17 protein-coding genes and 1 pseudogene are annotated in these 24,789 nt (G+C 66.5%); 11 read left to right on the top strand and 7 right to left on the bottom strand.

All coding sequences use genetic code 11. The annotated features are described in order from the left end of the window. Window positions 1-208 precede the first annotated feature (208 nt). A complete protein-coding gene (gene car / locus ACZY1I_RS18270) occupies window positions 209-3,724 on the bottom strand; it encodes a carboxylic acid reductase (protein ID WP_463755876.1) in 3,516 nt (1,171 codons plus the stop codon). Between the two features lie 134 nt (window positions 3,725-3,858). After that, window positions 3,859-4,323, bottom strand: coding sequence for a MarR family winged helix-turn-helix transcriptional regulator (locus ACZY1I_RS18265; protein ID WP_463755875.1), 465 nt, complete (start codon window positions 4,321-4,323; stop codon window positions 3,859-3,861). Window positions 4,324-4,392: 69 nt separating this feature from the next. On the opposite strand from ACZY1I_RS18265, the gene ACZY1I_RS18260 reads away from it, so the two are divergent. Continuing rightward, window positions 4,393-5,217, top strand: coding sequence for an alpha/beta fold hydrolase (locus tag ACZY1I_RS18260; protein ID WP_463755874.1), 825 nt, complete (start codon window positions 4,393-4,395; stop codon window positions 5,215-5,217). Window positions 5,218-5,273: 56 nt separating this feature from the next. On the opposite strand, the gene gabT is transcribed toward ACZY1I_RS18260, so the two are convergent. After that, complete coding sequence (gabT, locus tag ACZY1I_RS18255) at window positions 5,274-6,614, bottom strand: 4-aminobutyrate--2-oxoglutarate transaminase (RefSeq protein WP_463755873.1); 1,341 nt, start codon at window positions 6,612-6,614, stop codon at window positions 5,274-5,276. Between the two features lie 249 nt (window positions 6,615-6,863). Here gabT and yajC point away from each other — a divergent pair, with 249 nt between their 5' ends. From yajC to ACZY1I_RS18225, 6 genes are all read left to right on the top strand, one after another. Beyond that, entirely contained in the window at window positions 6,864-7,232 is a 369-nt protein-coding gene (yajC, locus tag ACZY1I_RS18250; RefSeq protein ID WP_463755872.1) for a preprotein translocase subunit YajC, read from the top strand. A gap of 119 nt (window positions 7,233-7,351) precedes the next feature. Beyond that, window positions 7,352-9,274, top strand: a complete 1,923-nt coding sequence (gene secD, locus ACZY1I_RS18245; protein ID WP_463755871.1) for a protein translocase subunit SecD — start codon at window positions 7,352-7,354, stop codon at window positions 9,272-9,274. Between the two features lie 3 nt (window positions 9,275-9,277). Further along, window positions 9,278-10,618, top strand: coding sequence for a protein translocase subunit SecF (gene secF, locus ACZY1I_RS18240; RefSeq protein ID WP_463755870.1), 1,341 nt, complete (start codon window positions 9,278-9,280; stop codon window positions 10,616-10,618). A 4-nt stretch (window positions 10,619-10,622) separates the two neighbouring features. After that, window positions 10,623-12,287 carry an ABC transporter substrate-binding protein gene (locus ACZY1I_RS18235; protein ID WP_463755869.1) on the top strand — a complete coding sequence of 555 codons (1,665 nt, stop codon included), beginning with the start codon at window positions 10,623-10,625 and terminating at the stop codon, window positions 12,285-12,287. 28 nt (window positions 12,288-12,315) lie between these two features. Further along, on the top strand, window positions 12,316-12,822 hold the full coding sequence (locus ACZY1I_RS18230) for an adenine phosphoribosyltransferase (protein WP_463756286.1): 507 nt from the start codon (window positions 12,316-12,318) through the stop codon (window positions 12,820-12,822). 50 nt (window positions 12,823-12,872) lie between these two features. Then, window positions 12,873-15,248, top strand: a complete 2,376-nt coding sequence (locus ACZY1I_RS18225; protein ID WP_463755868.1) for a RelA/SpoT family protein — start codon at window positions 12,873-12,875, stop codon at window positions 15,246-15,248. Between the two features lie 215 nt (window positions 15,249-15,463). On the opposite strand, the pseudogene ACZY1I_RS18220 reads toward ACZY1I_RS18225, so the two are convergent. Both ACZY1I_RS18220 and ACZY1I_RS18215 read right to left on the bottom strand, forming a co-directional pair. Next, window positions 15,464-16,546: pseudogene (locus ACZY1I_RS18220) on the bottom strand (serine/threonine-protein kinase); the annotation flags it as partial. Between the two features lie 58 nt (window positions 16,547-16,604). After that, complete coding sequence (locus tag ACZY1I_RS18215; protein WP_463755867.1) at window positions 16,605-17,501, bottom strand: peptidylprolyl isomerase; 897 nt, start codon at window positions 17,499-17,501, stop codon at window positions 16,605-16,607. 81 nt (window positions 17,502-17,582) lie between these two features. On the opposite strand from ACZY1I_RS18215, the gene ACZY1I_RS18210 reads away from it, so the two are divergent. Both ACZY1I_RS18210 and hisS read left to right on the top strand, forming a co-directional pair. Then, window positions 17,583-18,257, top strand: a complete 675-nt coding sequence (locus ACZY1I_RS18210; protein ID WP_463755866.1) for an MBL fold metallo-hydrolase — start codon at window positions 17,583-17,585, stop codon at window positions 18,255-18,257. Then, on the top strand, window positions 18,254-19,510 hold the full coding sequence (hisS, locus tag ACZY1I_RS18205) for a histidine--tRNA ligase (RefSeq protein WP_463755865.1): 1,257 nt from the start codon (window positions 18,254-18,256) through the stop codon (window positions 19,508-19,510). Before ACZY1I_RS18210 ends, hisS begins: the two co-directional genes overlap by 4 nt. Window position 19,511: 1 nt before the next feature. Here the strand turns inward: hisS and ACZY1I_RS18200 are convergent, their stop codons facing one another. After that, window positions 19,512-21,356 carry a PE family protein gene (locus ACZY1I_RS18200; protein WP_463755864.1) on the bottom strand — a complete coding sequence of 615 codons (1,845 nt, stop codon included), beginning with the start codon at window positions 21,354-21,356 and terminating at the stop codon, window positions 19,512-19,514. Between the two features lie 194 nt (window positions 21,357-21,550). On the opposite strand from ACZY1I_RS18200, the gene ACZY1I_RS18195 reads away from it, so the two are divergent. Further along, window positions 21,551-22,579, top strand: a complete 1,029-nt coding sequence (locus ACZY1I_RS18195) for an Rv2578c family radical SAM protein (protein ID WP_463755863.1) — start codon at window positions 21,551-21,553, stop codon at window positions 22,577-22,579. On the opposite strand, the gene ACZY1I_RS18190 is transcribed toward ACZY1I_RS18195, so the two are convergent. Then, on the bottom strand, window positions 22,576-24,165 hold the full coding sequence (locus tag ACZY1I_RS18190; RefSeq protein ID WP_463755862.1) for a purple acid phosphatase family protein: 1,590 nt from the start codon (window positions 24,163-24,165) through the stop codon (window positions 22,576-22,578). The two genes, ACZY1I_RS18195 and ACZY1I_RS18190, sit on opposite strands and share 4 nt — an antisense overlap. Window positions 24,166-24,241: 76 nt before the next feature. On the opposite strand from ACZY1I_RS18190, the gene ACZY1I_RS18185 reads away from it, so the two are divergent. After that, a complete protein-coding gene (locus ACZY1I_RS18185) occupies window positions 24,242-24,703 on the top strand; it encodes a hypothetical protein (RefSeq protein WP_463755861.1) in 462 nt (153 codons plus the stop codon). The last annotated feature ends 86 nt before the right edge of the window (window positions 24,704-24,789 follow it).

The following is a 24,789-nucleotide window of genomic DNA, read 5'->3' as shown; positions in this document are numbered from 1 at the left end:
GGGCCTCCGCTCGTTTCGAAATTTGGAAGGGTTCGCGCGACGCTGCGTTCGATAGTTAAAACGTTAGCAAAGGTAATGATATGTACGAGTGTGATTTCGGTCATGCGTCCACCGGTCGGCGAGGGTCACGCCAGTGCAACGCCGAACGCCGAGCGTCACTCTGGCGTGACGCTCGGCGTTGGATGGATCGACTGCTGTTGGGTCTAACTCAGAGCAAACCGAGCAGCTGCAGGTCGGTGATGTACTTGACGATGACCTCCGACGAGACGTGCGGAATGTCCTTGTCGGGGCCGATTTTCGCGTCCTGCACCGCGGCGCGGAACAGGTCGGTCGGCGCCATCGAACCCCGGATCGGCTTCTCCGGCCGCTGGTAGTTGTGCAGCAGCGGCAGCAGCGAATACTGGCGCTGCCGGTCCGGCAACGACCGCAGCGAGGTGTCGAACCGCTGCAACCAATCCTGGTAGTCGCCGACGCGCCCGATCGAGTAGCCGGCTTCATTGAGCCAGTCGACGAACTGGTCGAGGCCGATGCCGTCGTCGTAGGGGTTCATCACGTGGTAGGTCTGGAATCCAGCCCCTGCTTCCAGGTTCTGGGCGCCCAGGGTCGAGATGGCATCCGCAATGAACTCGACCGGCAGGCCGTCGTAGTGCGACCGTTGCCGGTTGCCGTCGGCGTCCAGTTCGTAGAACGATCCGGGCGCAATGCCGGTGGCGACCAGGCTGAGCATCATCCTGGTGAACATGTCGGGCAGGTTGAGCTGGCCCGCGTAGGTGGTGTCGGCCAGGATCATGTCGCAGCGGAACACCGCGACCGGCAGCCCGCACAGGTCGTGCGCCTCGCGCAGCAGCACCTCGCCCGCCCACTTGCTGTTGCCGTAGCCGTTGGCGTAGCCGTCGTGGACCTTGCGGACGGCGCTGATCTCGCGAACATCGGCGTCCTCGACGAACTTGCCGGGCTCGATCTGGTCGCCCACGCCGATCGTCGACACGTAGGTGTACGGCTTCACTTTCGTGGTCAGCGCGATCCGAATCAGCTCGGCGGTGCCCAGCGCATTCGGGCCGAACAGCTCGCTGTACGGCAGCACGTGATTGACCAGCGCCGCAGGGTCCACGATCAGGTCGACGGTGTCGGCCAGCCGCTGCCAGGTTTGCTGATCAAGGCCCAGGTTGGCCTCGCCTTTGTCGCCGGCGATGACCTCGAGGTGGTCGGCGGCCAACTGCTGGTAGTGCGCCAGCAGTTCCGGGTCTCCGCTGTCGAAGGTCTTGTCGAGCCGGGCACGAGCATCCTCGTCACTCTTGGCTCGCACCAGGGCGATCACCTTGCCGTCGACCATGTCCATCCGCTCCAGCCATTCCAGAGCCAGGTAGCGGCCCAGGAAGCCGGTCGCGCCGGTCAGCAGGACCGTGCGAATCTCCGCGCCGGCGGCGGGCAGGTCCGGCGCGGCGGCCAGCGTCTCGGCATCGATGAACTTGTCCAGAGTGAGCTCTGAGGCACGCACCTCGACAGCATCCCGCCCATGCACGGCCGCGAAAGTCGGGCGCTTGGTGCCCTTACGCTCCGCCTCGATGTAGTCCGCGATGGCGGCCAGGTCATTGGCCGGGCTGACGATGACGCCCACCGGCACATCGATGTCGAAGATCTCCGTCAACAGATTGCCGAAGGTCAACGCGGACAACGAGTCTCCGCCCAAGTCGGTGAAGTGGGCATCGGGGGACAGTTCGCTGGCCGACGCGCTCAGCAGGGCAGCCGCGGCCCGGCTGACCGTTTGCAGCACCGGTGCATCGGCTCCGGCGCGGCGCAACTCGCTCAGCTCGTTGGCCTGGCCGGAGGACAGGTCTGCGTAGAGCTGTTCGAGTTGTTCGCCGTAGTGCTGCTTCAACTTTGGCCATGCGAGCTTGCGGATGCCGGTCAGTAAACCGTTCTCCAGCGTGAAAGGCGCTGTCTCGATGATGAAGTCGCGCGGCACCTCGTAGGACTGCAGTCCGACCTCTTTCGCGACGGTCTTCAGCGAATCGGCGATCAGCGGCTTGAGCGCCGCAATGTCGTTGCCGGCCAATGCTTCTTCGGTCGGGACCACCACGGCCAACAGGTACGGGTGGGCGCTGTTGCCATACACGTAGATCTGCTGGACCAGTGGGCTGTTGCCGAACGCCGCTTCCAGCTTGGCGACGGTGACGAACTCACCCTGCGCCAGCTTCAGCACGTTGTTGCGCCGGTCGACGTAGACCAGCTTGTCGGGCCCGACCTCGGCGACGACGTCGCCGGTCCGGTAGTAACCGTCGTCGTCGAACACGCCGGCGGTGACCTCTGGCCGCTTGTAGTAACCGGGGAACAGATTCTCGGTCTTGAGCAGCAACTCGCCGCGGGGGTGCGGCCGGTCGGTGGCGAAGTACCCGAGGTCCGGAACGTCGACCAGCTTGTAGTCGATGACCGGCGGACGCTGGATCTCGCCGTCGAACAGGACCATGCCGGCTTCGGTGGAGCCGTAGCCGTCCAACAGGTGCATCTGCAGCAGGTTTTCCACCCAGGTCTTGAGCTCCGGAGAGGTCGGCGCCGAGCCGGTCATGGCGAAGATGTATCGCCCGCCGAGTTGGTACTGGCGCTGCTCATCCATGACTTCTGCCTCGACGGCGGCGCGGTCGCCGCCCTCGAGTAACCGGCGATCCACCTGGCGCTGGAACTCCCCGTAGAGGGTCTCCCAGATGCGCGGCACAAAGTTCAGTTCGGTGGGCCGCACCAGTTCCAGGTCTTCGAGGAGGGTGGAGAGGTCGCTGCGAGCAGCGAAGTAGGCGGTGCCGCCGTTGCCGAGCGTGCCGTAGAGGATGCCGCGTCCCATGACGTGGCTCATCGGCATGAAGTTGAGCGTGATCGACGCGGCGCTCTCACCGAACCAGTTCCGGCTCGACCGGCACCACATCTTGCCGACGTTGCTTTGTAGGTACATTGCGCCCTTGGGCGCGCCGGTGCTGCCGGAGGTGTAGATCAGCAGCGCCAGCGGTTCCTCGTCGCCGGGTTCGGCGACTGCGGCTTCCGGCAGCGATTTCCCGCGTTCGATCGCGTCGACAAGCGTCTCCACCGCCACGGAGGTGTCCGCCAACCGCGCACGGGCGCTGTCGACGGCCTCGCGCTCGTCATCGACCTCCGGGTGGTAGTCGAAGACCAGCAGTTTGGCCGGCGTGCCGGCGTCGGAGCTCAAGATCAACTCGACGGCGTCAGGCAGCTGGTTGACGCTCGCCGCGACGACACTGGGCTCGGTCTCGGCGACGATCGGCTGCAACTGTGCGACGGCCGCACTGGTCTGTAGCGGAACGCCCACCGCGCCGAGGAACGCAAGCGCGATGTCGATGGTGGTGAAGTCGACGCTGTTGAATCCCAGCACGCTGACTCGATCTCCGACGCGCAACGAGTCGGCGGTGAGTGCCCGGGTCAGCGCGCTGACGCGGTCGCCGAGTTCGCCATAGGAGACGGTCTCGTAGCGGGAGAGCAGTTCGGCAGAGGTGCGTCCGTTCTGATCTTTGACGAACTCCACGGCGCGTTGTCCCAGGGCCGGACGGTCGGCGTAGCCCTCGAGAACGGTCCGGATGATCTGCGGCAGGCGCAGTCCAGGCTGCTCGAGAGCCGCGACCACCGTCGGGCTGGGGGCGGCGGCGGCGAACTGTGGGTCGTTGGCGGCCAGGTCCTTGATGCGGCTTTCGAGCCGCTCGTCAAGAGAGGCATTCGACATAACGATTCCTTTGGGTGATAAATGGGTTTTTGATGGGCGCAACATTGCGCTGATGGCTAAAACGTTAGCGAAACTAAAGGTATTCCTCAATGAAGGGCTGCTGGGAGTTGGGTGTGAGTTCCGCCACCAAGGCGCTACGCGCGCGAGTCATCCGGCGCAAGCGCGTCGAGCAGTCGCTGCATGGTCGCGCACATGTGGGCGAAATCCGCTTCGCCCACCAGCTCCGACCAGCGGGTTTCGATGTCCGCCACCCGATGGCCCGCGTCTGCGAGCAGGGAGCGGCCCCGGCCGGTGAGCTCGATGAGCTTGGCGCGCCCGTCCAGCGGGTCGGGTTGTCGCGTCAGGTAGCCCAGCGTCTGTAGATCGTTGACCAGTTCCGAGGTCGCCGCGAGGCTGAGCTGCGCCCGCGCGGCGAGATCGGTCAGCCGGATGCTGCCGGTGCGGATGTTGCCGAATATCTGCAGGTGCGGGTCGCGGATGTCGCCATAGCCCTGCTCCACGTGTGGCGCCGCCAGGTCTTGGCGAAATTGTCGGGTCAAGCGCACCAACAGCTGTCCGACCGCTTGCCGATTTGTCGGCAGATCGCTTGACGACGCCATGAGACCCGAAGATACTACGGTTACCGAAGTTTCGGCTTCCGAAGTAATTGGAGCAAGGTGATGGGCAGCATGACGGGTGAATTGGTTCCCACCGATCTGGGTCGCTTGCACGTGCTGCGGCGGGGGATCGGACCGGTCACGGTCTTATGGCACAGCTTGTTCATCGACTCCCGGTCCTGGGAGCCGCTGATGGAAGCGCTCGACGAACTGGTGCCGGACCGGACCGTCGTCGCGATCGACGGGCCGTCGCACGGCAGAAGTGAACCGATCAACCGGGCCTTCAGCTACGACCAATGCGCTCGGGCCGCCTCCGACGTACTGGACGGTCTCGGCATCACGGAGCCGGTCGACTGGGTCGGCAACGCGTGGGGCGGACACCTTGGAATCATCCTGGCGGCGACTCAACCGCAGCGAATCCGCACCCTGACCACCATCGGTACCCCGGTGCACGGGCCGGACCTGCGATTTCGGCTGACGACGGGCTGGCCGTTGGTGGCAGTGCATCGGCTGTTCGGTCCGGTGCGGCTCATCTGCGATCCGCTTTCCAAAGCGCTTGTGGGCCCGGACGACCCAGGCGACGTCATGGACGCCTGGCGGCAGGCCGATCGGGGCGGCATGAATAACGCCATGCGCTCGATGATGTTGAACCGGCCGAGTCTGCACGAGCAGCTCAAGCAGATCGTGGCCCCGACCTTGATGCTCGCCGCCCACGACGACGTCGAAGGCTGGCCACCGGCGAAGGCGCAGGCCGCGTGCGCGACCATGCGCAACGCGCGTGCCGAGGTGGTCTCGGGGGGCGGTCGGGTGTCGCCTCTGTTGGTCGACGCGAACGCAGTGGCGCGAACGCTGGTCGACTTTTGGGCCGTCCAGCAGCCGGACCCGCCGCGACACTGAAACGACAGACAAGACTCGCCGGCGCGGGTGTCGGTGAGTTATTTCTCGGCGACGGGTCAGAGCTCGGCCAGTAGCCCGGCCAGCACCTCGACGCCCTCGCTCAGCAGTTCATCGCTGATGGTCAGCGGCGGCAGCAGCCGGATGATGTTGCCGAACATCCCGCACGTCAAGATGATGACGCCGGCGGCGTGCGCCGCGGTGGCCAGTTTCAGCGTCAACTCCGGGTCGGGGTCGGCGGTGCCCGATTTGACCAGCTCGATGGCGATCATGGCGCCGCGGCCACGGACGTCGCCGATCCGGTCGTCGGCGGCTTGCAGTCGCAACAACGGCTCGGTCACCAGTCGTTCGATCTCGCGGGCCCGCTCGACCAGTCCGTCGGACTCGATCGTCGCAATGGTGGCCAACGCGGCGGCGCAGGCCACCGGGTTGCCGCCGAAGGTGCCGCCCAGACCGCCCGTGTGCGGGGCGTCCATCAGTTCTGCGCGGCCGGTGATCGCCGACAACGGCAACCCGTCGGCGATGCCCTTGGCGGTCACGATGATGTCGGGTTCGATGCCTTCGTGCTCGCAGGCGAACATGGCCCCGGTGCGGGCGAAGCCGGTTTGCACCTCGTCGGCGATGAACACCACGTCGTTCTCGTGGCACCAGGTCAGCAGCGTGGGCAGGAAGCCCTCGGCGGGCACGATGAAGCCGCCCTCGCCCTGAATCGGCTCGATGATGAGGGCGGCCAAATTCTGTGCGCCGACCTGCTTCTCCATCAAGCTGATCGTGCGGGCGGCGGCCTTCTCGCCGTCGGTGGCCAGTTCCTTGTCCAGCAGGCCGTCCCGGTAGGGGTATGACAGCGGTGCCCGGTAGATCTCCGGTGCGAACGGACCGAATCCGCTCTTGTAAGGCATGGATTTGGCGGTCAGCGCCATCGTCATGTTGGTGCGGCCGTGATAGGCGTGGTCGAACGCGATGACCGCGGTCTTGTGGGTGTAGTGGCGGGCGACCTTGATCGCGTTCTCCACCGCCTCGGCGCCGGAGTTGAACAGCACGGTTCGCTTCTCGCCGTCGCCCGGGGTGATCCGGTTCAGCTCCTCGGCAACGGCCACGTATCCCTCGTAGGGCGTGACCATGAAGCAGGTGTGGGTGAACTCGGCGACCTGCTCGCGCACCGCGTCGATGACCCGGGGCGACGAGTTGCCGATCGTGGTGACCGCGATGCCCGAACCCAGGTCGATCAGCCGGTTCCCGTCGACGTCCTCGACGATGCCGCCGCCGGCGCGAGCGACGAACACCGGCAGTGTTACGCCCACCGCATGCGACACGGCGGCCGTCCGGCGCTTGTTGAGTTCCAGCGACGCGGGTCCTGGGATTTCAGTGACCAGATGGCGGCTCTGTTCGAGGCTGGCCACGGACTCCTCCTCCCGCGGCGCGCTGATCGCGTCGCGAACAAAAGCCTAGCCAATGGTCCAAAGATCGGCGGCTTGGGCGGGCCACGGCCGACGGCCGCGTGATGCCGGTCAGGTGGCGACCTGCGGGAATGGCAGACTGGACCGTTAACGAGGTGAGCGAGTGCGGACCAGACCGGCTTGCGCGACGGGATAGTCCCCGGATTTCGTGCGGAATTTCGAGCACTACCGATATGAAAGTTAGGCGTGTTGATGGAGAGTTTTGTCCTGTTCCTGCCGTTCCTGCTCATCATGGGCGGGTTCATGTTCTTCGCGTCGCGTAAACAGCGGAAGGCGATGCAATCCACCATCGACCTGCACGAGTCGCTGCGGCCGGGGGACCGGGTGCACACCACGTCGGGGCTGCAAGGGACGGTTGTTTCGTTCAACGACGACAACGTCGATCTCGAGATCGCGCCCGGCGTGATCACCACTTGGATGAAGCTGGCCATTCGCGACCGCATCCTGCCGGACGACGATGACGATGACGACGACAGCGACCTGGACGAGACGCTCGCAGAGGACTCGGCCGACCACGACGACTCCGGGTTGGGCTCGACCCGGCTCACCAAGGAATCCTGAGCGCGGCTGACGGACGTACGGCTGCCGTCGCGCGGCACGTAGTCTTTACAGCGGTTTAAAAGGTCTGATCAAGGCTCCGCCCCAGGGGTAAGTACCGATTTCAAGGAGATACAAGGAACGTGGCATCGTCTTCGGCGCCGGTGCATCCTGCCCGCTACCTGTCGGTGTTCCTGCTCATGCTCGTCGGCGTCTACCTGCTGGTGTTTCTCACCGGCGATAAGAAGGCCAGCCCCAAGCTGGGCATCGACTTGCAGGGCGGCACGCGTGTGACGCTGACGGCACGCACCCCGGACGGCTCGCGGCCGAGCCGGGATGCGTTGGCGCAGGCCCAACAAATCATCAGTTCTCGGGTCAACGGCCTGGGCGTCTCCGGTTCCGAGGTGGTCGTCGATGGCGACAACCTGGTCATCACGGTGCCCGGCAGTGACGGCAACGAGGCCCGCGACCTGGGCCAGACTGCCCGCCTCTACATCCGCCCGGTGATCAACTCGATGCCCACCCAGAAGGCTCCCGAGGAACCCAAGCCTGGTCAGCAGCCTGCGGATGGTGGTCCCGGCGGCCAACCGGCTCCGGGAGCGCCCGGCGGCCAACCCGCTCCCGGCGCTCCGGCACCCGCGCCCGGTGCCCCGGCACCCGCGCCCAACCCCCCGGCCGCGATTCCTGGCGCGCCCGGTGGTCTGCCCGCGCCTGGTCAACCCTCTCCTGCTCCGGCGACACCCCGTGGCCAACCGAGGCCCTACCCGCAGGATCCGGCGCCGACGCCCACGCCTGCGCCTGCGCCCAGCCCGGCACCCGGTTCGCCGGCTCCTGGTTCGCCGGCGCCGAGCCCGGCTCCCGGTTCGCCCGCGCCGACGGGCGAAGCGCCGCCCCCCGGCGAGGAGCCCGCAGCCCCGGACCCACGCAAGGATCTGGCCGAGCGCATCGCGCAAGAGAAGAAGTGGCGGCAGAACACCAGCCAGTACATCCAGATGGTCGCTCTGCAGTTCGAGGCCACCCGCTGCGACAAAGAGGACATCCTGGCGGGCAATGACGACCCGAAGCTGCCCCTGGTGACCTGCTCGAGCGACCACAAGACCGCGTACCTGTTGGCGCCGTCGATTATCAGCGGCGACCAGATCCAGGACGCCACGTCCGGCATGGACCAGCGCAGCCTCGGCTATGTCGTCGATCTGCAGTTCAAGGGCCCGGCGGCCAACGTGTGGGCGGATTACACCGCCGCTCACACCGGCACCCAGACGGCCTTCACCCTGGACTCCCAGGTGGTCAGCGCGCCGTTGATCCGGGAGGCGATCCCAGGCGGGCGCACGCAGATCAGCGGTGGCGACCCGCCGTTCAGTGCGGCCACGGCCAAACAGCTCGCGAACGTCTTGAAATATGGCTCGCTGCCGCTGTCGTTCGAATCGTCTGAAGCCCAAACCGTTTCCGCGACATTGGGTTTGACGTCGTTGCGGGCCGGTCTGATCGCCGGCGGGATCGGTCTGATCCTGGTTCTGCTGTATTCGCTGCTGTACTACCGCGCCTTGGGCGTGCTCACGGCGTTGTCCCTGGTAGCTTCCGGCGCAATGATTTTCGCGATCCTGGTGCTGCTCGGCCGATACATCAACTACACCCTGGACCTGGCGGGCATCGCGGGTCTGATCATCGGTATCGGCACCACCGCCGACTCGTTCGTGGTGTTCTTCGAGCGCATCAAAGACGAGATCCGCGAAGGCCGTTCGTTCCGGTCGGCGGTTCCGCGTGGTTGGGCGCGGGCTCGCAAGACGATCGTGTCCGGCAACGCCGTCACCTTCCTGGCCGCCGCGGTGCTGTACTTCCTGGCCATCGGCCAGGTGAAGGGATTCGCCTTCACCTTGGGCCTCACCACCATCCTCGACCTGGTCGTGGTGTTCCTGGTGACCTGGCCGCTGGTGTACCTGGCCTCGAAGTCTTCAAGGCTGGCCAAGCCGGCTTACAACGGCCTGGGAGCAGTCCAACAGGTCGCGCGCGAACGCCGAGCTTCCTCGGGCGCTCGATCGGGGACCGCCAAGACGGGACGGGGATAAACCATGGCGTCCAAACCCAAGACCAGCAAGAGTGAAGTCACGGAGACGACCGCCGTCGAGGTACTCGATGACGACGTGAAATCCGTTGGGTCGCAGCACAGTTTCCTGTCGCGGCTCTACACCGGTACCGGTGCGTTCGAAGTAGTAGGGCGCCGCAAGTTCTGGTACGGCGTCAGCGGCGCCATCATGGCGATCGCGATCCTGGCGATCTTGATTCGCGGTTTCACCTTTGGCATTGACTTCAAGGGCGGAACCACGGTGTCGATGCCGACGGCGGGTGAGACCGGCACCGCCCAGGTCGCCCAGGTGGAAGAGGTGTTCCACAAGACGATCGGCAAAGAGCCCGAGGCGGTCGTGACCGTCGGCAAGGGGTCGTCGGCCACCGTGCAGATCCGGTCGGAGACCTTGACCAACGAGCAGACCGAAAAGCTGCGCACCGCGTTGTTCGACGCGTTCCACCCCAAAGGCCCCGACGGCAAGGCCAGCAAGAAGGCCATCAGCGACGCGGCAGTATCCGAGACCTGGGGCGATCAGATCACCAAGAAGGCCGTGCTGGCATTGGTGGTGTTCCTGGTGTTGGTCGCCATCTACATCACGGTGCGCTACGAGCGCTACATGACGCTGTCCGCGATCGCCGCGATGATCTTCGACCTGACCGTCACCGCGGGGGTCTATGCGCTGGTGGGCTTCGAAGTCACACCGGCGACGGTGATCGGGTTGCTGACAATTCTGGGGTTCTCGCTCTACGACACCGTCATCGTGTTCGACAAGGTGGAGGAGAACACCCACGGCTTCCAGCACACCACCCGGCGGACGTTCGCCGAGCAGGCCAACTTGGCCGTCAATCAGACCTTCATGCGGTCGATCAACACCAGCCTGATCTCGGTTTTGCCGGTGGTTGCGCTGATGGTGGTGGCGGTATGGCTGCTGGGTGTCGGCACCTTGAAGGACCTGGCGTTGGTGCAACTCATCGGCATCATCATCGGCACCTATTCCTCGATCTTCTTCGCCACCCCGCTGCTGGTGACCCTGCGGGAGCGAACGGAACTGGTGAAGACCCACACCCGCCGGGTGCTCAGGCGGCGCAAAGGCGGCACGTCGGCCGGTGAGAAGGCTTCCAGCGAGAAGGCCACCGCGAAGGCGACCGCCAAAGCGGCGGCCGAGGACGCCGAGGATGCCTTGGATGCCGACGCCACCGAAGAGGCGAGCGCGGAAACCGCTATGGAGACTGCCGCGGCGCCCAGCGCGAAGGTCGTGATGAACAAGCCGGCGCCGGGTGCGCGGCCGGTGCGCCCCACCGGAACGCGGCGTCCGACCGGCAAGCGGAACGCCGGTAAGAAGTAGCCGGATGGCCACCTGGCGTCGCTGGCGGGGATTCTTGACGGTCGCTGGCGCTTCAGCAGTGCTGGCGGCGAGCACCTTGACCGCGTGCTCGAGTAACGCCGCGGGCCAGATCGAGTACGTGGTCGACGGCGCGCTGTCCACCTACAACACCAACACCGTCACCGGTGCTGCCTCGGCCGGAGCGCAGGCGTTCGCTCGCACTCTGACCGGGTTCGGCTATCACGGACCCGACGGACAAGTCGTGGCCGACCACGATTTCGGCACCATCTCCGTGGTGGGCGGTTCACCGTTGGTGCTCGACTACCAAGTTGCCGACAACGCCGTCTATTCCGACGGCAAGCCGATCACCTGCGACGACCTGGTGCTGGCCTGGGCGGCGCAATCCGGTCGTTTCGGCGGCTTCGACGCCGCCACCCAGGCCGGATATGTCGACATTGCCAACATCGAGTGCACGCCCGGCCAGAAGAAGGCCCGGGTGTCCTTCATCCCGGACCGCGGCGTGGTCGACTACACCCAGCTGTTCACCGCGACCACGCTGATGCCGTCGCATGTCATCAGCGACACGCTGGGCTCCGACGTGACCACGGCGCTGCTCAACAACAAGGGTGCGGTGATCGAACAGATCGCCAAACTGTGGAATTCGACCTGGGACCTCAAGCCGGGTCTCAAAGACGATGAGATTCGCAAGCACTTCCCTTCCTCGGGGCCGTACAAGATCGAACGGGTGTTGGACGGCGGCGCGGTGGTGCTCGTCGCCAACGACCGGTGGTGGGGCGCTAAGCCGATCACCAAACGGGTCACGGTCAGGCAGCAGGGCGGCGACATCCAGGATCGGGTGAACAACCGCAGCGTCGATGTGGTCGACGTGGCGGCCGGGTCGTCGGGGGCGCTGGCAACTCCGGACAATTACCAGCGAGCGGACTCGCCGTCAGCCGGTATCGAACAGTTGATCTTTGCCCCGCAGGGGCCACTGGGTGCGGGCTCCGCCCGGCACGCTTTCGCGCTGTGCACGCCGCGGGACGTGATCGCTCGTGATGCCGGCGTTCCGATAGCCAACTCGCGGCTGTCCCCGGCGGCCGACGACGCCCTGTCCGCGGCCGACGGTGCCACCGAGGCCGGCCAGTTCAACAAGGCGGATCCCAACGCTGCCCGCGCCGCGCTGGGCGGCGCCACCTTGAACGTGCGGATCGGTTACCGCGGTCCTAACGCGCGATTGGCGGCCACCGTCGGATCCATCGCCGCCTCGTGCGCACCGGCCGGTATCACCGTCACCAACGTGACGCTGGATACCTCGGGCCCGCAGGCGATTCGGGACGGAAAGATCGATGTGCTGCTGGCCAGCACGGGCGGAGCCAGCGGTAGCGGATCGAGCGGCTCCTCGTCGATGGACGCCTATGCCTTCCACAGTGGCAACGGAAACAACCTCCCTGGCTACGTAAATGCCCAGGTCGACGGGATCATCGGCACCTTGGCCGTGTCGGCCGACCCCGCGGAGCGAGCACGAATGCTCGCCGAGGGCGCGCCGGTGCTGTGGGGCGACATGCCGACCTTGCCGCTGTACCGGCAGCAGCGGACGTTGCTGATGTCGAAGAAGATGTATGCCGTGAGCCGCAACCCCACCCGCTGGGGGGCGGGCTGGAACATGGACCGATGGGCTCTGGTCCAGTGACGTCGGCGGCCCGGTGAGCACCGTCAACATGATCGCGGCGCTGACGCGCAACGTCGCGGACTTCCCCGAACCCGGGGTGCAATTCAAGGACCTCACCCCGGTATTCGCCGACCGCGACGCGATGGCCGCGGTCACCGACGGGCTGGCCGACGCCGCGGCCGGCGCAGACCTGGTGGCCGGTATCGACTCCCGCGGCTTTCTGCTCGCCGCAGCCGTCGCCACCCGGCTGCGCACCGGGGTGCTGGCGATCCGCAAGGGCGGCAAGCTACCACCGCCGGTGCTCAGCGAGGACTACCAGCGTGAGTACGGGCCGGCCACCATCGAGATTCCCGCGGACGGGATCGATCTGACCGGGCTGCGGGTGGTGATCATCGACGACGTGTTGGCCACTGGCGGCAGCATCGGGGCCGCTCAGCGTCTGCTGGTGCGCAGCGGCGCGCAGGTCATCTCCGGGGTGGTGGTGATGGAACTCCCGGAGTTGGGTGGTCGGGAGGCGCTCGCGCCGTTGCGGATCCACAGCTTGATCACTGACTAGCCTCGGCGCAGTCGGCTGACCAGATATCCTCTAGTTCGGAGGTGACCAACGTGGCGGACGACCAGAGCACGCTGCAAGCTGCTGTGCCGCCTGCGGAGACGCCGTCAGTGCTGGCGCCGCCCGCCGAGCCGCAGCCAGAGCAGCCGGTAGAGCCACTCAAGACCACCAGCAGCGCGTCCCGTCGGGTCCGGGCGCGGCTGGCCCGCCGGATGACCGCGCGCAGCGGTGCCATCAATCCCGTGCTCGAGCCGCTGGTCGCGGTACATCGCGAGGTCTATCCGAAGGCGGACCTGACGCTCCTGCAGCGCGCCTACGATGTGGCCGAAAAACGGCACGCCACCCAGCTGCGCCACTCGGGAGACCCTTACATCACCCACCCGTTGGCCGTCGCCAACATCCTGGCCGAGTTGGGCATGGACACCACCACTTTGGTGGCTGCGCTGCTGCACGACACCGTCGAAGACACGGGTTACACGCTCGTGGCGCTGTCCGAGGAATTCGGCGATGAGGTGGGCCATCTCGTCGACGGCGTGACCAAGCTGGATCGCGTGGTGCTGGGCAGCGCCGCCGAAGGCGAGACCATCCGCAAGATGATCACCGCGATGGCGCGCGACCCGCGGGTGCTGGTGATCAAGGTGGCCGACCGACTGCACAACATGCGCACCATGCGGTTCCTGCCGCCGGAGAAGCAGGCGCGCAAGGCTCGCGAGACGCTGGAAGTCATTTCGCCGCTGGCGCACCGGCTCGGTATGGCCAGCGTCAAGTGGGAGCTGGAAGACCTCTCGTTCGCCATTCTCCATCCCAAGAAGTACGAGGAGATTGTCCGGCTGGTCGCCGGCCGCGCGCCGTCCCGGGACACCTACCTGGCCAAGGTCCGTGCGGAGATCACCGCCACGCTCAATGCGTCGAAGATCAAGGCGACGGTCGAGGGTCGCCCCAAGCACTACTGGTCGATCTATCAGAAGATGATCGTCAAGGGCCGCGACTTCGACGACATCCACGACCTGGTCGGCATCCGCATCCTGTGCGACGAGATCCGCGACTGTTATGCCGCAGTGGGCGTTGTGCATTCGCTGTGGCAGCCGATGGCGGGACGGTTCAAGGACTACATCGCCCAGCCCCGATACGGTGTCTACCAGTCGTTGCACACCACCGTCGTCGGACCGGAAGGCAAGCCGCTGGAGGTGCAGATCCGCACCAGCGAAATGCACCGCACCGCCGAATTCGGCATCGCCGCGCACTGGCGTTACAAAGAATCCAAGGGCCGCAACGGAGTTCCGCATCAGAATGCTGCCGCCGAGATCGACGACATGGCCTGGATGCGTCAACTGCTCGACTGGCAGCGGGAGGCCGCCGACCCCGGCGAGTTCCTGGAGTCGTTGCGTTACGACCTTGCGGTGCAAGAACTTTTCGTATTCACCCCGAAGGGTGATGTAATCACCCTGCCTAGTGGGTCGACGCCGGTGGACTTCGCCTACGCGGTGCACACCGAGGTGGGCCACCGCTGCATCGGCGCGCGGGTGAACGGACGACTGGTCGCTCTGGAACGCAAGCTCGAAAACGGCGAAGTCGTCGAGGTTTTCACGTCCAAAGCGGTCAATGCTGGGCCGTCGCGGGACTGGCAGCAGTTCGTCGTGTCGCCGCGGGCCAGAACGAAGATCCGACAGTGGTTCGCCAAGGAACGGCGTGAAGAAGCGCTGGAGACCGGCAAGGACGCTATGGCGCGGGAAGTGCGTCGTGGCGGACTTCCGTTGCAGCGCTTGATGAATGGCGAATCAATGGCCGCGGTCGCCCGTGAGCTGCACTACACCGATGTGTCCGCGATGTACACCGCGATCGGCGAAGGGCACGTTTCGGCGCGCCATGTCGTGCAGCGGTTGCTGGCCGAACTCGGCGGTATCGACCAGGCCGAGGAGGACCTGGCCGAGCGGTCCACGCCGGCGACTATGCCGCGACGGCCGCGCAGCACCGAGGATGTCGGGGTTTCGGTCCCCGGTGCTCCGGGTGTGCTGACTAAGTTGGCCAAGTGCTGCACTCCGGTGCCCGGCGACCAGATCATGGGGTTCGTCACCCGCGGGGGAGGGGTCAGCGTGCACCGCACCGACTGCACCAACGCCGCGTCCCTCCAGGAGCAGGCCGAACGCATCATCGAGGTGCTGTGGGCGCCGTCGGCGTCGTCGGTATTCCTCGTCGCGATCCAGGTAGAGGCGCTGGACCGGCACCGGTTGCTGTCCGACGTGACCCGCGTGCTGGCCGACGAGAAGGTCAACATCTTGTCCGCGTCGGTCACCACCTCGGGGGACCGGGTGGCGATCAGCCGATTCACCTTCGAGATGGGTGACCCCAAGCATCTGGGGCACCTGCTCAACGTGGTCCGCAACGTAGAGGGCGTCTACGACGTGTACCGGGTGACGTCCGCGGCTTAGGGTGATTTCGGGCCTGAGTCCGAACTGGACGATCCGGCCGCCCTTCCCGCCCGGGATGATTGGGCTAGGCGCCGAAGGCAGCTGAGACGGCGCCTGAACCGCCCTTGCCGACGAAACTAGGGCGAACCCGTCGTCTCCGTCGCCGTGTCGGACGACGTGTCGGTTGCGGTTGCTTCACCCGTGCCGGTCTGCTCGCCTTTGTCGCTGGTCTCCGGCGCCGGACTGCGACTGATCGTGCTGGTAGTTCGCGGCGAAGTCGGTGTATTCGACGAGTTGTCGTCGTTGGCGAACAGCGCGACCACCGCCGCAACGAGGATGAGCAGCAATCCAGAACCTGCGACCGTCGCGATCAACGCGGTACGACTGCCCGCCTTGCGCTGGGGCGGGGCCGGGGGCTGATAGGCGGGATAGTCCGGCTGCAGCGGAGGTCGCTGAGTCGGTATCTCGCCAAATTGCGGCTGTGGAGGCGCGGCCGCGGCGATCCCGGCCAACGCCGCGCGGGCAGCGTCGGCGAGTTCGCCCACTGTCTGGTAACGGGTTTCGGGATCTTTGGACATCCCGCGAGCCACCACTGCGTCCATGGCCGGCGGTACGTCGTGCGCGATGGCTGTCGGCCGCGGCGGGGGAGAGTAGAGGTGACCCTTGATCTGTTCTTCGTAACTTTCACCGAGGAAGGGTCTGGCCCCGGTCAGGCACTCGTAGAGCACGCATGCCAGCGAATACACGTCGGCGCGTTGATCGGTTTTGCCTCTGAATCGTTCGGGCGCGAGATATGCCAGGGTGCCCATCGTGTGGCCGGTGTTGGTAAGCGCTGTGTCAGTGGTGGCGCGTGCGATCCCGAAGTCGATGAGATACACAAAGTCTCTGGTGTGGGCGATCAGGATGTTGGACGGTTTGACGTCACGGTGCACCAGCCCCGCGTGATGTGCGGTGTCCAGCGCGGCCGCGACCTGTTCGATGATCTTGACTGTTCTGGAAGGGCTCAGCCTGCCGCCCTTTTCGGCGATGTGTCGTGCCAGGTCGCGGCCCTCGATCAACCGCATGTCGACGTAGAGGCGGCCGTCGATCTCGCCGAAACTGTGGATGGGCACGATGTGCGGATCGTTCAGGCTGGCCGCGGTGCGGGCCTCACGGCGAAATCGGTGCTCGAACTCGCGGTCTTCCGCCAGATGCGACGGGAGCAGCTTGATCGCCACCACCCGGTCAGTCGCGGTGTCGTAGGCGCGGAACACCTGTCCCATGCCGCCGCGGCCGAGCAACCCTTGCAGCTGGTATCGACCAAATGAGGTTTCGGCCACGCCCTCTCCTCCCGGGTCAGCCCTTCACGATTTCCAGCTGATCCCCAAGGCGCTCAGGTTAGTCGAGCAGCAACGACGTGATGGTCACATCGAGCGCAGGAGGTCCGTCTTCACCACCGCCGGCTACCCCGCCCGCGGCGATCTTGTCCAGGGTGGCCAGTCCGTCGGGCTGGATGGTGCCGAACACGGTGTACTCCGGTGGCAGTGCCGAGTCGCGGTAGACCAGGAAGAATTGGCTGCTGTTGGTGTTGGGTCCGGCGTTGGCCATGGCCATGGTGCCGCGCGGATAGATGACCGGTTGCTGCAGCTTGGGGTCGTTGGCCGGGTACTGGTTGGTCGGATACTCGTTGGCGAATTGATAACCCGGGCCGCCGGTGCCGTCACCCTTGGGGTCGCCACACTGCAGCACCGACAGCGACGGTGACGTGGTCAGCCGGTGGCACTTGGTGTCCTTAAAGAAGCCCTGGTTGGTCAGGCTGGCGAAACTGTTCACCGTGCAGGGTGCTTGGTTGTTGGCCAGCATCAGGCCCAGATTGCCCTGGCTGGTCGCCATGCTGGCGCTCACCGTGGCCGGGTCGGTCGGCACCTTGCCGGTGCGCGGCGGCTTGACGGGCTTGACGGCCTTGTCGGGCGCAGCCGGGTACTGACAGTTGGAGCCCAGTCCGGCCGGCGCCTTGAACGGCGGCATCGGCACTGCGTTCGCGAGTTGCACCGGCGGCAGACTCCCCGGGGCGGAGCTGGATGCGGCGCTGCTCGTCGTGGACGACGCCGTCGAACTCGCCTTGTGGTCGTCCTTCGTCACGACGACGACCACAGCGGCGACGACCGCCACCGCGGCGATCACGCCGCCTGCGATGAGCGCCAGGCGGCGTGTCTTGGCTTGCTTGGCGCGGCGCTCCAGCTGACGCTCGAGCTTGCGCTTTGCGGTCTCACGGCGCTGCTTATTGGTCGGCACGGCCGCTATCTTAGGCGCTGAGTTTCGCGGCGGCTCCACCGCATTTGTGTCCCAGACACTCGGGGATGGGAAACTGGGGCGGTGTTCATCACCGGATTTCCCGCCGGGTTGCTGCAGTGCAACTGTTATGTGCTGGCTGAACGGCCAGGCACCGACGCCATCATCGTCGACCCAGGCCAGCGAGCTATGGGTCAGTTGCGCAGCATCCTGGACAAGAACCGACTGACCCCGGCCGCGGTGTTGATAACGCACGGCCACATCGACCACATGTGGTCTGCGCAGAAGGTCTCCGACACCTTCGGCTGCCCTACCTACATTCATCCCGAGGATCGATTCATGCTGAAAGACCCGATCCACGGACTGGGGCCGCGCGTCGCCCAACTGTTTGCCGGCGCGTTCTTCAGCGAGCCCAAGCAGGTCGTCGAACTGGACCGCGACGGCGACAAACTCGATCTCGGCGGCATCTCCGTCAACGTCGATTACACCCCCGGACATACCCGCGGATCGGTGTGCTTCCGGGTCTTGGACGTGACCAAAGACGACCGGGACGCGGTATTCACCGGTGACACCCTGTTCGAGCGCGCGATCGGTCGCACCGACCTCTTCGGCGGCAGCGGCCGGGATCTGCTGCGGTCGATCGTGGATAAATTGTTGGTGCTCGACGACCGGACCGTGGTACTACCCGGACATGGCAACTCCACCACCATCGGCGCCGAGCGTCGGGCCAATCCGTTCCTCGAAGGCCTGAGCCGGTGACGGAATTCTCTGCGCCCAAAGGCGTTCCGGACTACATCCCGCCGGACTCGGCTGCGTTCGTGGCGGTGCGTGACGGGCTGCTGACCGCCGCCCGCCGGGCCGGGTACGGCCATATCGAGCTGCCGATCTTCGAGGACACCGCGCTGTTCGCGCGCGGCGTCGGCGAGTCCACCGACGTGGTGTCCAAGGAGATGTACACCTTCGCCGACCGCGGGGACCGCTCGGTGACGCTGAGGCCCGAGGGCACCGCCGGAGTGGTGCGCGCGGTGATCGAGCACAACCTGGACCGTGGCGCACTGCCGGTGAAGCTTTGCTACGCCGGCCCGTTCTTCCGGTACGAGCGTCCGCAGGCCGGCCGATACCGCCAGTTGCAGCAGGTGGGCGTCGAGGCGATCGGCGTCGACGACCCAGCGTTGGATGCCGAGGTAATCGCGGTCGCGGACGCCGGATTCCGGTCGTTGGGCCTGGACGGGTTCCGGTTGGAAATCACCTCACTAGGTGACGACACCTGCCGGCCGCAGTATCGGGAACTGTTGCAGGAGTTCCTGTTTGGCCTTCCGCTCGATGAGGACACCCAACGGCGAGCGGCCATCAATCCGCTCCGCGTCCTGGACGACAAGCGCCCCGAGGTCAAGGCACTGACAGCTGAGGCGCCGGTGCTGCTCGATCATCTTTCCGATGGCGCCAAGCAGCATTTCGACACCGTGCTGTCGCACCTCGATGCGCTCGGCGTTCCGTATGTCATCAATCCGCGCATGGTGCGCGGGCTGGATTACTACACCAAGACCACCTTTGAGTTCGTGCACGACGGGCTTGGCGCGCAGTCGGGTATCGGGGGCGGCGGCCGTTATGACGGCCTGATGAGCCAACTCGGCGGACAAGACCTGTCCGGCATCGGATTTGGACTCGGAGTGGACCGTACGCTGCTTGCCCTGCGGGCTGAGGGCAAGAGCGTGGGGGAGACGACCCGATGCGACGTGTTCGGGGTGCCGTTGAGCGATGCGGCCAAACTGCAACTGGCGGTGCTCGGTGGTGCGTTGCGGACCAACGGTATTCGCGTCGACCTTGCTTACGGTGACCGTGGACTCAAGGGCGCGATGCGCGCGGCCGACCGTTCCGGTGCCCGGATTGCGTTGGTGGCCGGCGACCGCGATATTGAGGCCGGCACCATCGGGGTGAAAGACCTCGGATCGGGGGAGCAGGTGTCGGTGCTGATCGATTCGGTTGTCGCTGAGGTGCTTTCGCGGCTGTGACCTAGGGCGTGCTGAGCAGCTGCCCGCCCGCGCCGCCGATACCCACGCTCCCGTTGACCCCGTCGCTCCCAATTCCATCGCCGGGAGCCCCGGCCCCGCCCCCACCGCCGACTCCGCCGGCGCCGATCAGCTGGGCGGCGCCGCCCGGGCCACCGTTGCCGCCGTTGCCGCCGCCGTTGCCGGTGAGGCCGGCAGTGCCGCCGGCGCCGCCCGCCCCGCCGGCGCCGCCGTTGCCGTAGAACCCGCCGCCGATACCACCGGAACCGCCGGTTCCGCCGGCGCCGCCTTCGCCGGCTAAGGGCAGGTGATTCCCAGTCCCGCCGGCGCCGCCTTGTCCGCCTCCGCCGCCGCCGCCCAACAGCTGTCCGCCGGCACCCCCGGTTCCGCCCCCGCCACCGCTGCCGGCGGCCACATTCCCGGCGACTCCGCCAACTCCGCCGGCCCCACCGCCCGCACCAACGCCGAACAGACCCGCGGAACCACCGGTCCCGCCAGCGCCACCGCTGCCGCCGTAGTTGCCGAAACTGCTGCCCCCGCTGTAGTCCTTGAACCCGTTGCCGCCGGCCCCACCTTGTCCGCCGACGCCCGCGTTCCCGAACAGCCACCCGCCGCCGCCACCGTTACCACCAGTTCCGCCATCGCCGGCAACTGCGGTGGCGTTGCCGACGTGTCCGGAACTGCCGCCGGCGCCGCCTGTCCCGCCCGCTCCACCAGCGCCGAATATCCCAGCGCCGCCACCCAGGCCGCCCGCACCGCCACCGCCACCGACTCGACCCAGGAGCGTGGCGTTAACTATCCCGTCTCCGCCGGTTCCACCCGCACCGCCGGCCCCGCCGTTGCCCAATAGCCACCCAGCGGTCCCGCCGTTGCCGCCGGTGCCGCCCTCGCCCGACAGGTCGAACCCCCATCCGCCGGCGCCCCCGGTTCCGGCCGCGCCGCCTGCCCCGATCAATCCGGCAGCGCCACCGCTTCCGCCCGCGCCACCGCCGCCGCCCTGGGCCCCGCCGAGTCCGCTTCCGCCGGCGCCGCCTTGTCCGCCGCCCCCCGCGTCGCCAAATAGCAATCCGCCGGCCCCGCCGCCGCCGCCATGACCGCCGCTGCCGGCGGCGCTGCCCGCAGCGGTGCCAGGACCGCCGCCGGTGCCGCCTTGCCCGCCGACCCCGCCGCCGCCCAAGAGCCCCGCCGCACCACCGACTCCGCCTGCGCCGGCGTTGCCCCCGTTAGTGGCTACCGTGCCTGGCGAGCCGGTCCCGCCGACACCGCCGGCGCCGCCGTTGCCGAAGAGCCACCCCCCGTGACCACCGGCACCGCCGGCCGCGCCCAACCCGCCGACGCCGCCCGACCCGCCGGATCCGATCAATCCCGCGGCGCCGCCCGCGCCGCCGGCCACCCCGGCGTTCGTCCCGGGCGCGCCGTTGCCGCCGTCGCCGAACAACAGTCCGCCCGCGCCGCCGGCCTGCCCGGGCGCGATCCCGTTGGCGCCGTTGCCGATCAACGGACGCCCCAACAACAACTCGGTGGGAGCGTTGATTACCGCCAACAGCTCTTGCTCCAGCGGTGCCGCGGTAGCCGCCTCGGCGGATGCATACGCGCTCCCGCCGGCGCTCAACGCTTGCAGGAACTGCTGATGAAAGCCGTCGGCCTGGGCGCTGATCGCCTGGTAGGCCTGCCCGTGCCCGGAGAACATCAACGCGACTGCCGCCGAGATCTCGTCTGCGCCCGCGGCCAGCAAGCCGGTCGTTGGGGCCAGTGCCGCGCCGTTGGCTGCGATCAGCGCCGAGCCGATGCGTTCCAGATCCCCGGCCGCCCAAGCAAACATCTCCGGTACCGCCACCAAGTACGACATAGTCGGCCCCCCGCCCCTTGATCCCGACAAATGCACAGCGTATAGGCATTTCTCATAGTGTGAGAAAGCTCGCCGAACGATTGGCGTCGAGCTTAATTGTCGCCAGCGTCAGCAATGTCCCTAGCGGGCGATCACGGTCCGGGCGAACGGCCGATCACTTGACGCGCACTCGAACTATCGTTCGAATAGAATCCATGCGCTGGGCAGGTCAGGCGGTGGCGGTCAATGGTGCTCCGATCGACGACGGGGCGCTGCCCGGGCTGCAACGCATCGGCCTTGTCCGCAGCGTGCGGGTGCCGCACTTCGAGGGCATGACATTTCACGAGGTGCTGTGCAAGTCGGCGCTGAACAAGGTGCCCAACGCCTCCGCGCTGCCCTTCAAGTACACGGTCAACGGGTACCGCGGCTGCTCGCATGCCTGCCGCTACTGCTTCGCCCGGCCCACCCACGAGTATCTGGACTTCGACTCCGGAGCCGACTTCGACACCCAGGTGGTGGTGAAGACCAACGTTGCCGAGGTGCTGCGCCGCGAACTGCGTCGACCGTCTTGGCGGCGCGAGACCGTCGCACTGGGCACCAACACCGACCCCTACCAGCGCGCCGAAGGGCGCTATGCGCTGATGCCCGGGATCATCGGAGCCCTCGCCGCCTCGGGAACGCCGATGTCGATCCTGACCAAGGGAACCCTGCTGCGCAGGGACCTACCGCTGATCGCCGAAGCGGCGCAACAGGTTCCGCTATCGGTAGCGGTTTCGCTGGCGATCGGCGATCCCGAGTTGCACCGAGACGTCGAACCGGGCACGCCGACGCCGCAGGCACGCCTGGCGCTCATCAGCGCAATCCGCGACGCCAACCTCGGTTGCCACGTGATGGTCGCGCCGGTGCTGCCGTACCTCACCGATTCCGTCGAGCACCTCGACAGCTTGCTCAAACAGATTGCCGCCAGCGACGCGACCAGCGTGACGGTTTTCGGTCTGCATCTACGCGGATCTACGCGCGGGTGGTTCATGTCCTGGTTGGCCCGGGCCCATCCGGAATTGGTCGCCCGGTACCGCGATCTCTACCGTCGCGGCGCCTACCTGCCGCAGAGTTACCGCGACATGCTGAGTGACCGTGCCCGCCCCCTGATTGCGAAGTATCGGCTGGGCGGCGACCAACGCTCCTTTCCGCCGATGGTCCAGGCGGCGCGGCAGCCCGAACCGGCGCAACAAACCCTCTTCTAGAGCGAGTCGCCGCGCGGCTTGGTCAACGTGAAGCCGTCCAATGGGCTTACGGCACCGTACGGCCCGTTCACCACGTAGTACGTCGCCTTGATATGCGTATTGCCTCCCGGCACGCCAGGGTCGACATCGAAAGCCACGAAGCCATAAGGATTGTCGCGGTCGCGATATGCCGACCACTGCGCGTCTTCCATCACATAGATCGGGCGCTTGTATCCGAGCGCGGGATCGAACTCCCCGACACCAGTGATCACACGGCATTGAAGCTCGGGAAAGAACAACCCATTCGTCGGCTTGGACGTGCCGCCTCCGCCGATGACGAGATGCACCGTTCCCCGGGTCACATCGATCACGTCCCGGCGGGTGTCGACGGGAATCGGCGTCCTGGTGTCGGTGCCGAGCGCGCCGCGCAGTGGATGTGAACGCTCGTAATGGTGTTCGTGCCCGCATAACACGAGATCGACTTTGTACTGATCGAAGAGCGGCAGCCATTCCTGGCGGATGCCGAGGTCGGCGCCGTTGGCCTTGGCGGTCGAGATCGCCGTCTGGTGCATGCAGACCACCAGCCAGTCAATGCCCGGATCCTGCCGCGCCGCCACGAGTTCAGCTGTCAGCCAACGCTTTTGCTCACCCCCGGAGTATCCGTGCACATAGGAGTTGCCGGCGTCCTGGTAGGCCACGTCATCATTGTTCAAGCTGATCACCCGCACCGAACCGGCGGTGAACGAATACCACAGCCCCCGCAGATCGGCACTGGCGCCGGAGTCGGGTACCGCGAAGTAAGTCTGGAAGGCGCCGTAACCGATTGGCCCATTGCCCAATTCGTTCTCGTGATTGCCCGCGGCCGGCATCCACGGCCGGTAGCGCGCCGAGCGACTGTTGTTGGCGAACCAGTCCGACCAGGTGCGGATCCGGTCGTCCGCCAGGTTCGCGTAGCAGAGGTCGCCGTTGACCAGGTTGAACAGCGGGGCCTGGCGTTCGATTGCCGCAGTGGTGTCACCCGCCGCGAACGATCCGATGTTGTCGCTGACGTACTTGCCGTCGGTCAGCTTGTTCATTCTCGGCGTGGACTGATCACCAAAACTCGTGAAACGTAACGGCTTTCGCCCCGAAGGTGCGGTTCGGACGGTTCCCAGCTCAGGGTGGGTCCCATCATGCACCGCGGCGTAGACGTAATCGGTGTCCGGGGTCAATCCGGTGAGGCGGGCGTGGTTGACCCGAACCTCGATGTTGGACTTCGCATCCCGGTACGTGCGGGTCTCGGCCGCGACGGTGCTGCCGAAGCCGGACGTGGGTGTGCCCAGCATGACCCGCGGATTGCTGACGGCGTCGGTGGTGTGCCAGGAGACTGTCACTTCCGTACTGGCGTTGCGGCCGAATTGCAGGTGCAGGCCGGCGACCGGCGGCGTACCGCTGCGGTCGGGCTGGGACCAGATGTCCGGACCGCGGGGATGCGACCACAGCAACACGGTCCCGCCGACTCCGAAACCCGCGCCGACAACGCCGGCCAATGTGCTGGCTGTCAGCAGCGTGCGGCGGTTGACCCCCGCCCGCGGCCGATCGCCCGCGGGTTCCGGTTCGTCGCTCATGAGTGCTTCTTACCGGACACGGGTGAACGTGGGCAGAAGAGGTTCCGCGGGTAACGAATCCGGTAGCGTTTCCGATATGACGAACGTGCGAAAACTGGTCAGCGCGGTCTTTTCGGCAGCGACAGTGCCAGCGTCGGTGGTAGCAATTGCAGCTTTCAGCGTGGTCGCCACTCCCGCGATCTCACACGCGGACCCGGCCGGGCATCAGGTGACCTACACGGTCAGCGCCACCGGCAATCTCACCGGCAGCGTTCGGTACATGAACACCGATCCGCCGAGCCAGGCGGCCTACGACAGCAATTCGTCGCAGTTTCTGAGCACGGTCCAGGCGACTATCACCGCCGGTGAACCGCTGGTGTACACCGCGACACTGACCAACCCGAATCAATGGGCTTACGTCAACGCCGTCGGCGCGTGCAAGTGGCCTGACTGCTCTGGGTCGGTGGCCGAACTCCACTGCGAGATCGCCGTGGACGGCCAGGTGGTGGTGACCAACAACGCCACTACCACCGTGACCTGCGCGACGCGGCCCTCGTAGCGGTTTCGGTCAGACCGGTGAGCCTCGAACGCCCGGGTCATGCTGCTGCCGTTGTGCTCGCGCGCAAACTCTCCTCGGACCATGTC

This window comes from Mycobacterium sp. IDUB_37 (genome assembly GCF_055419245.1).
The sequence above is the reverse complement of the archived record's forward strand: the minus strand, read 5'-3'. Positions and strand labels throughout refer to the sequence as shown.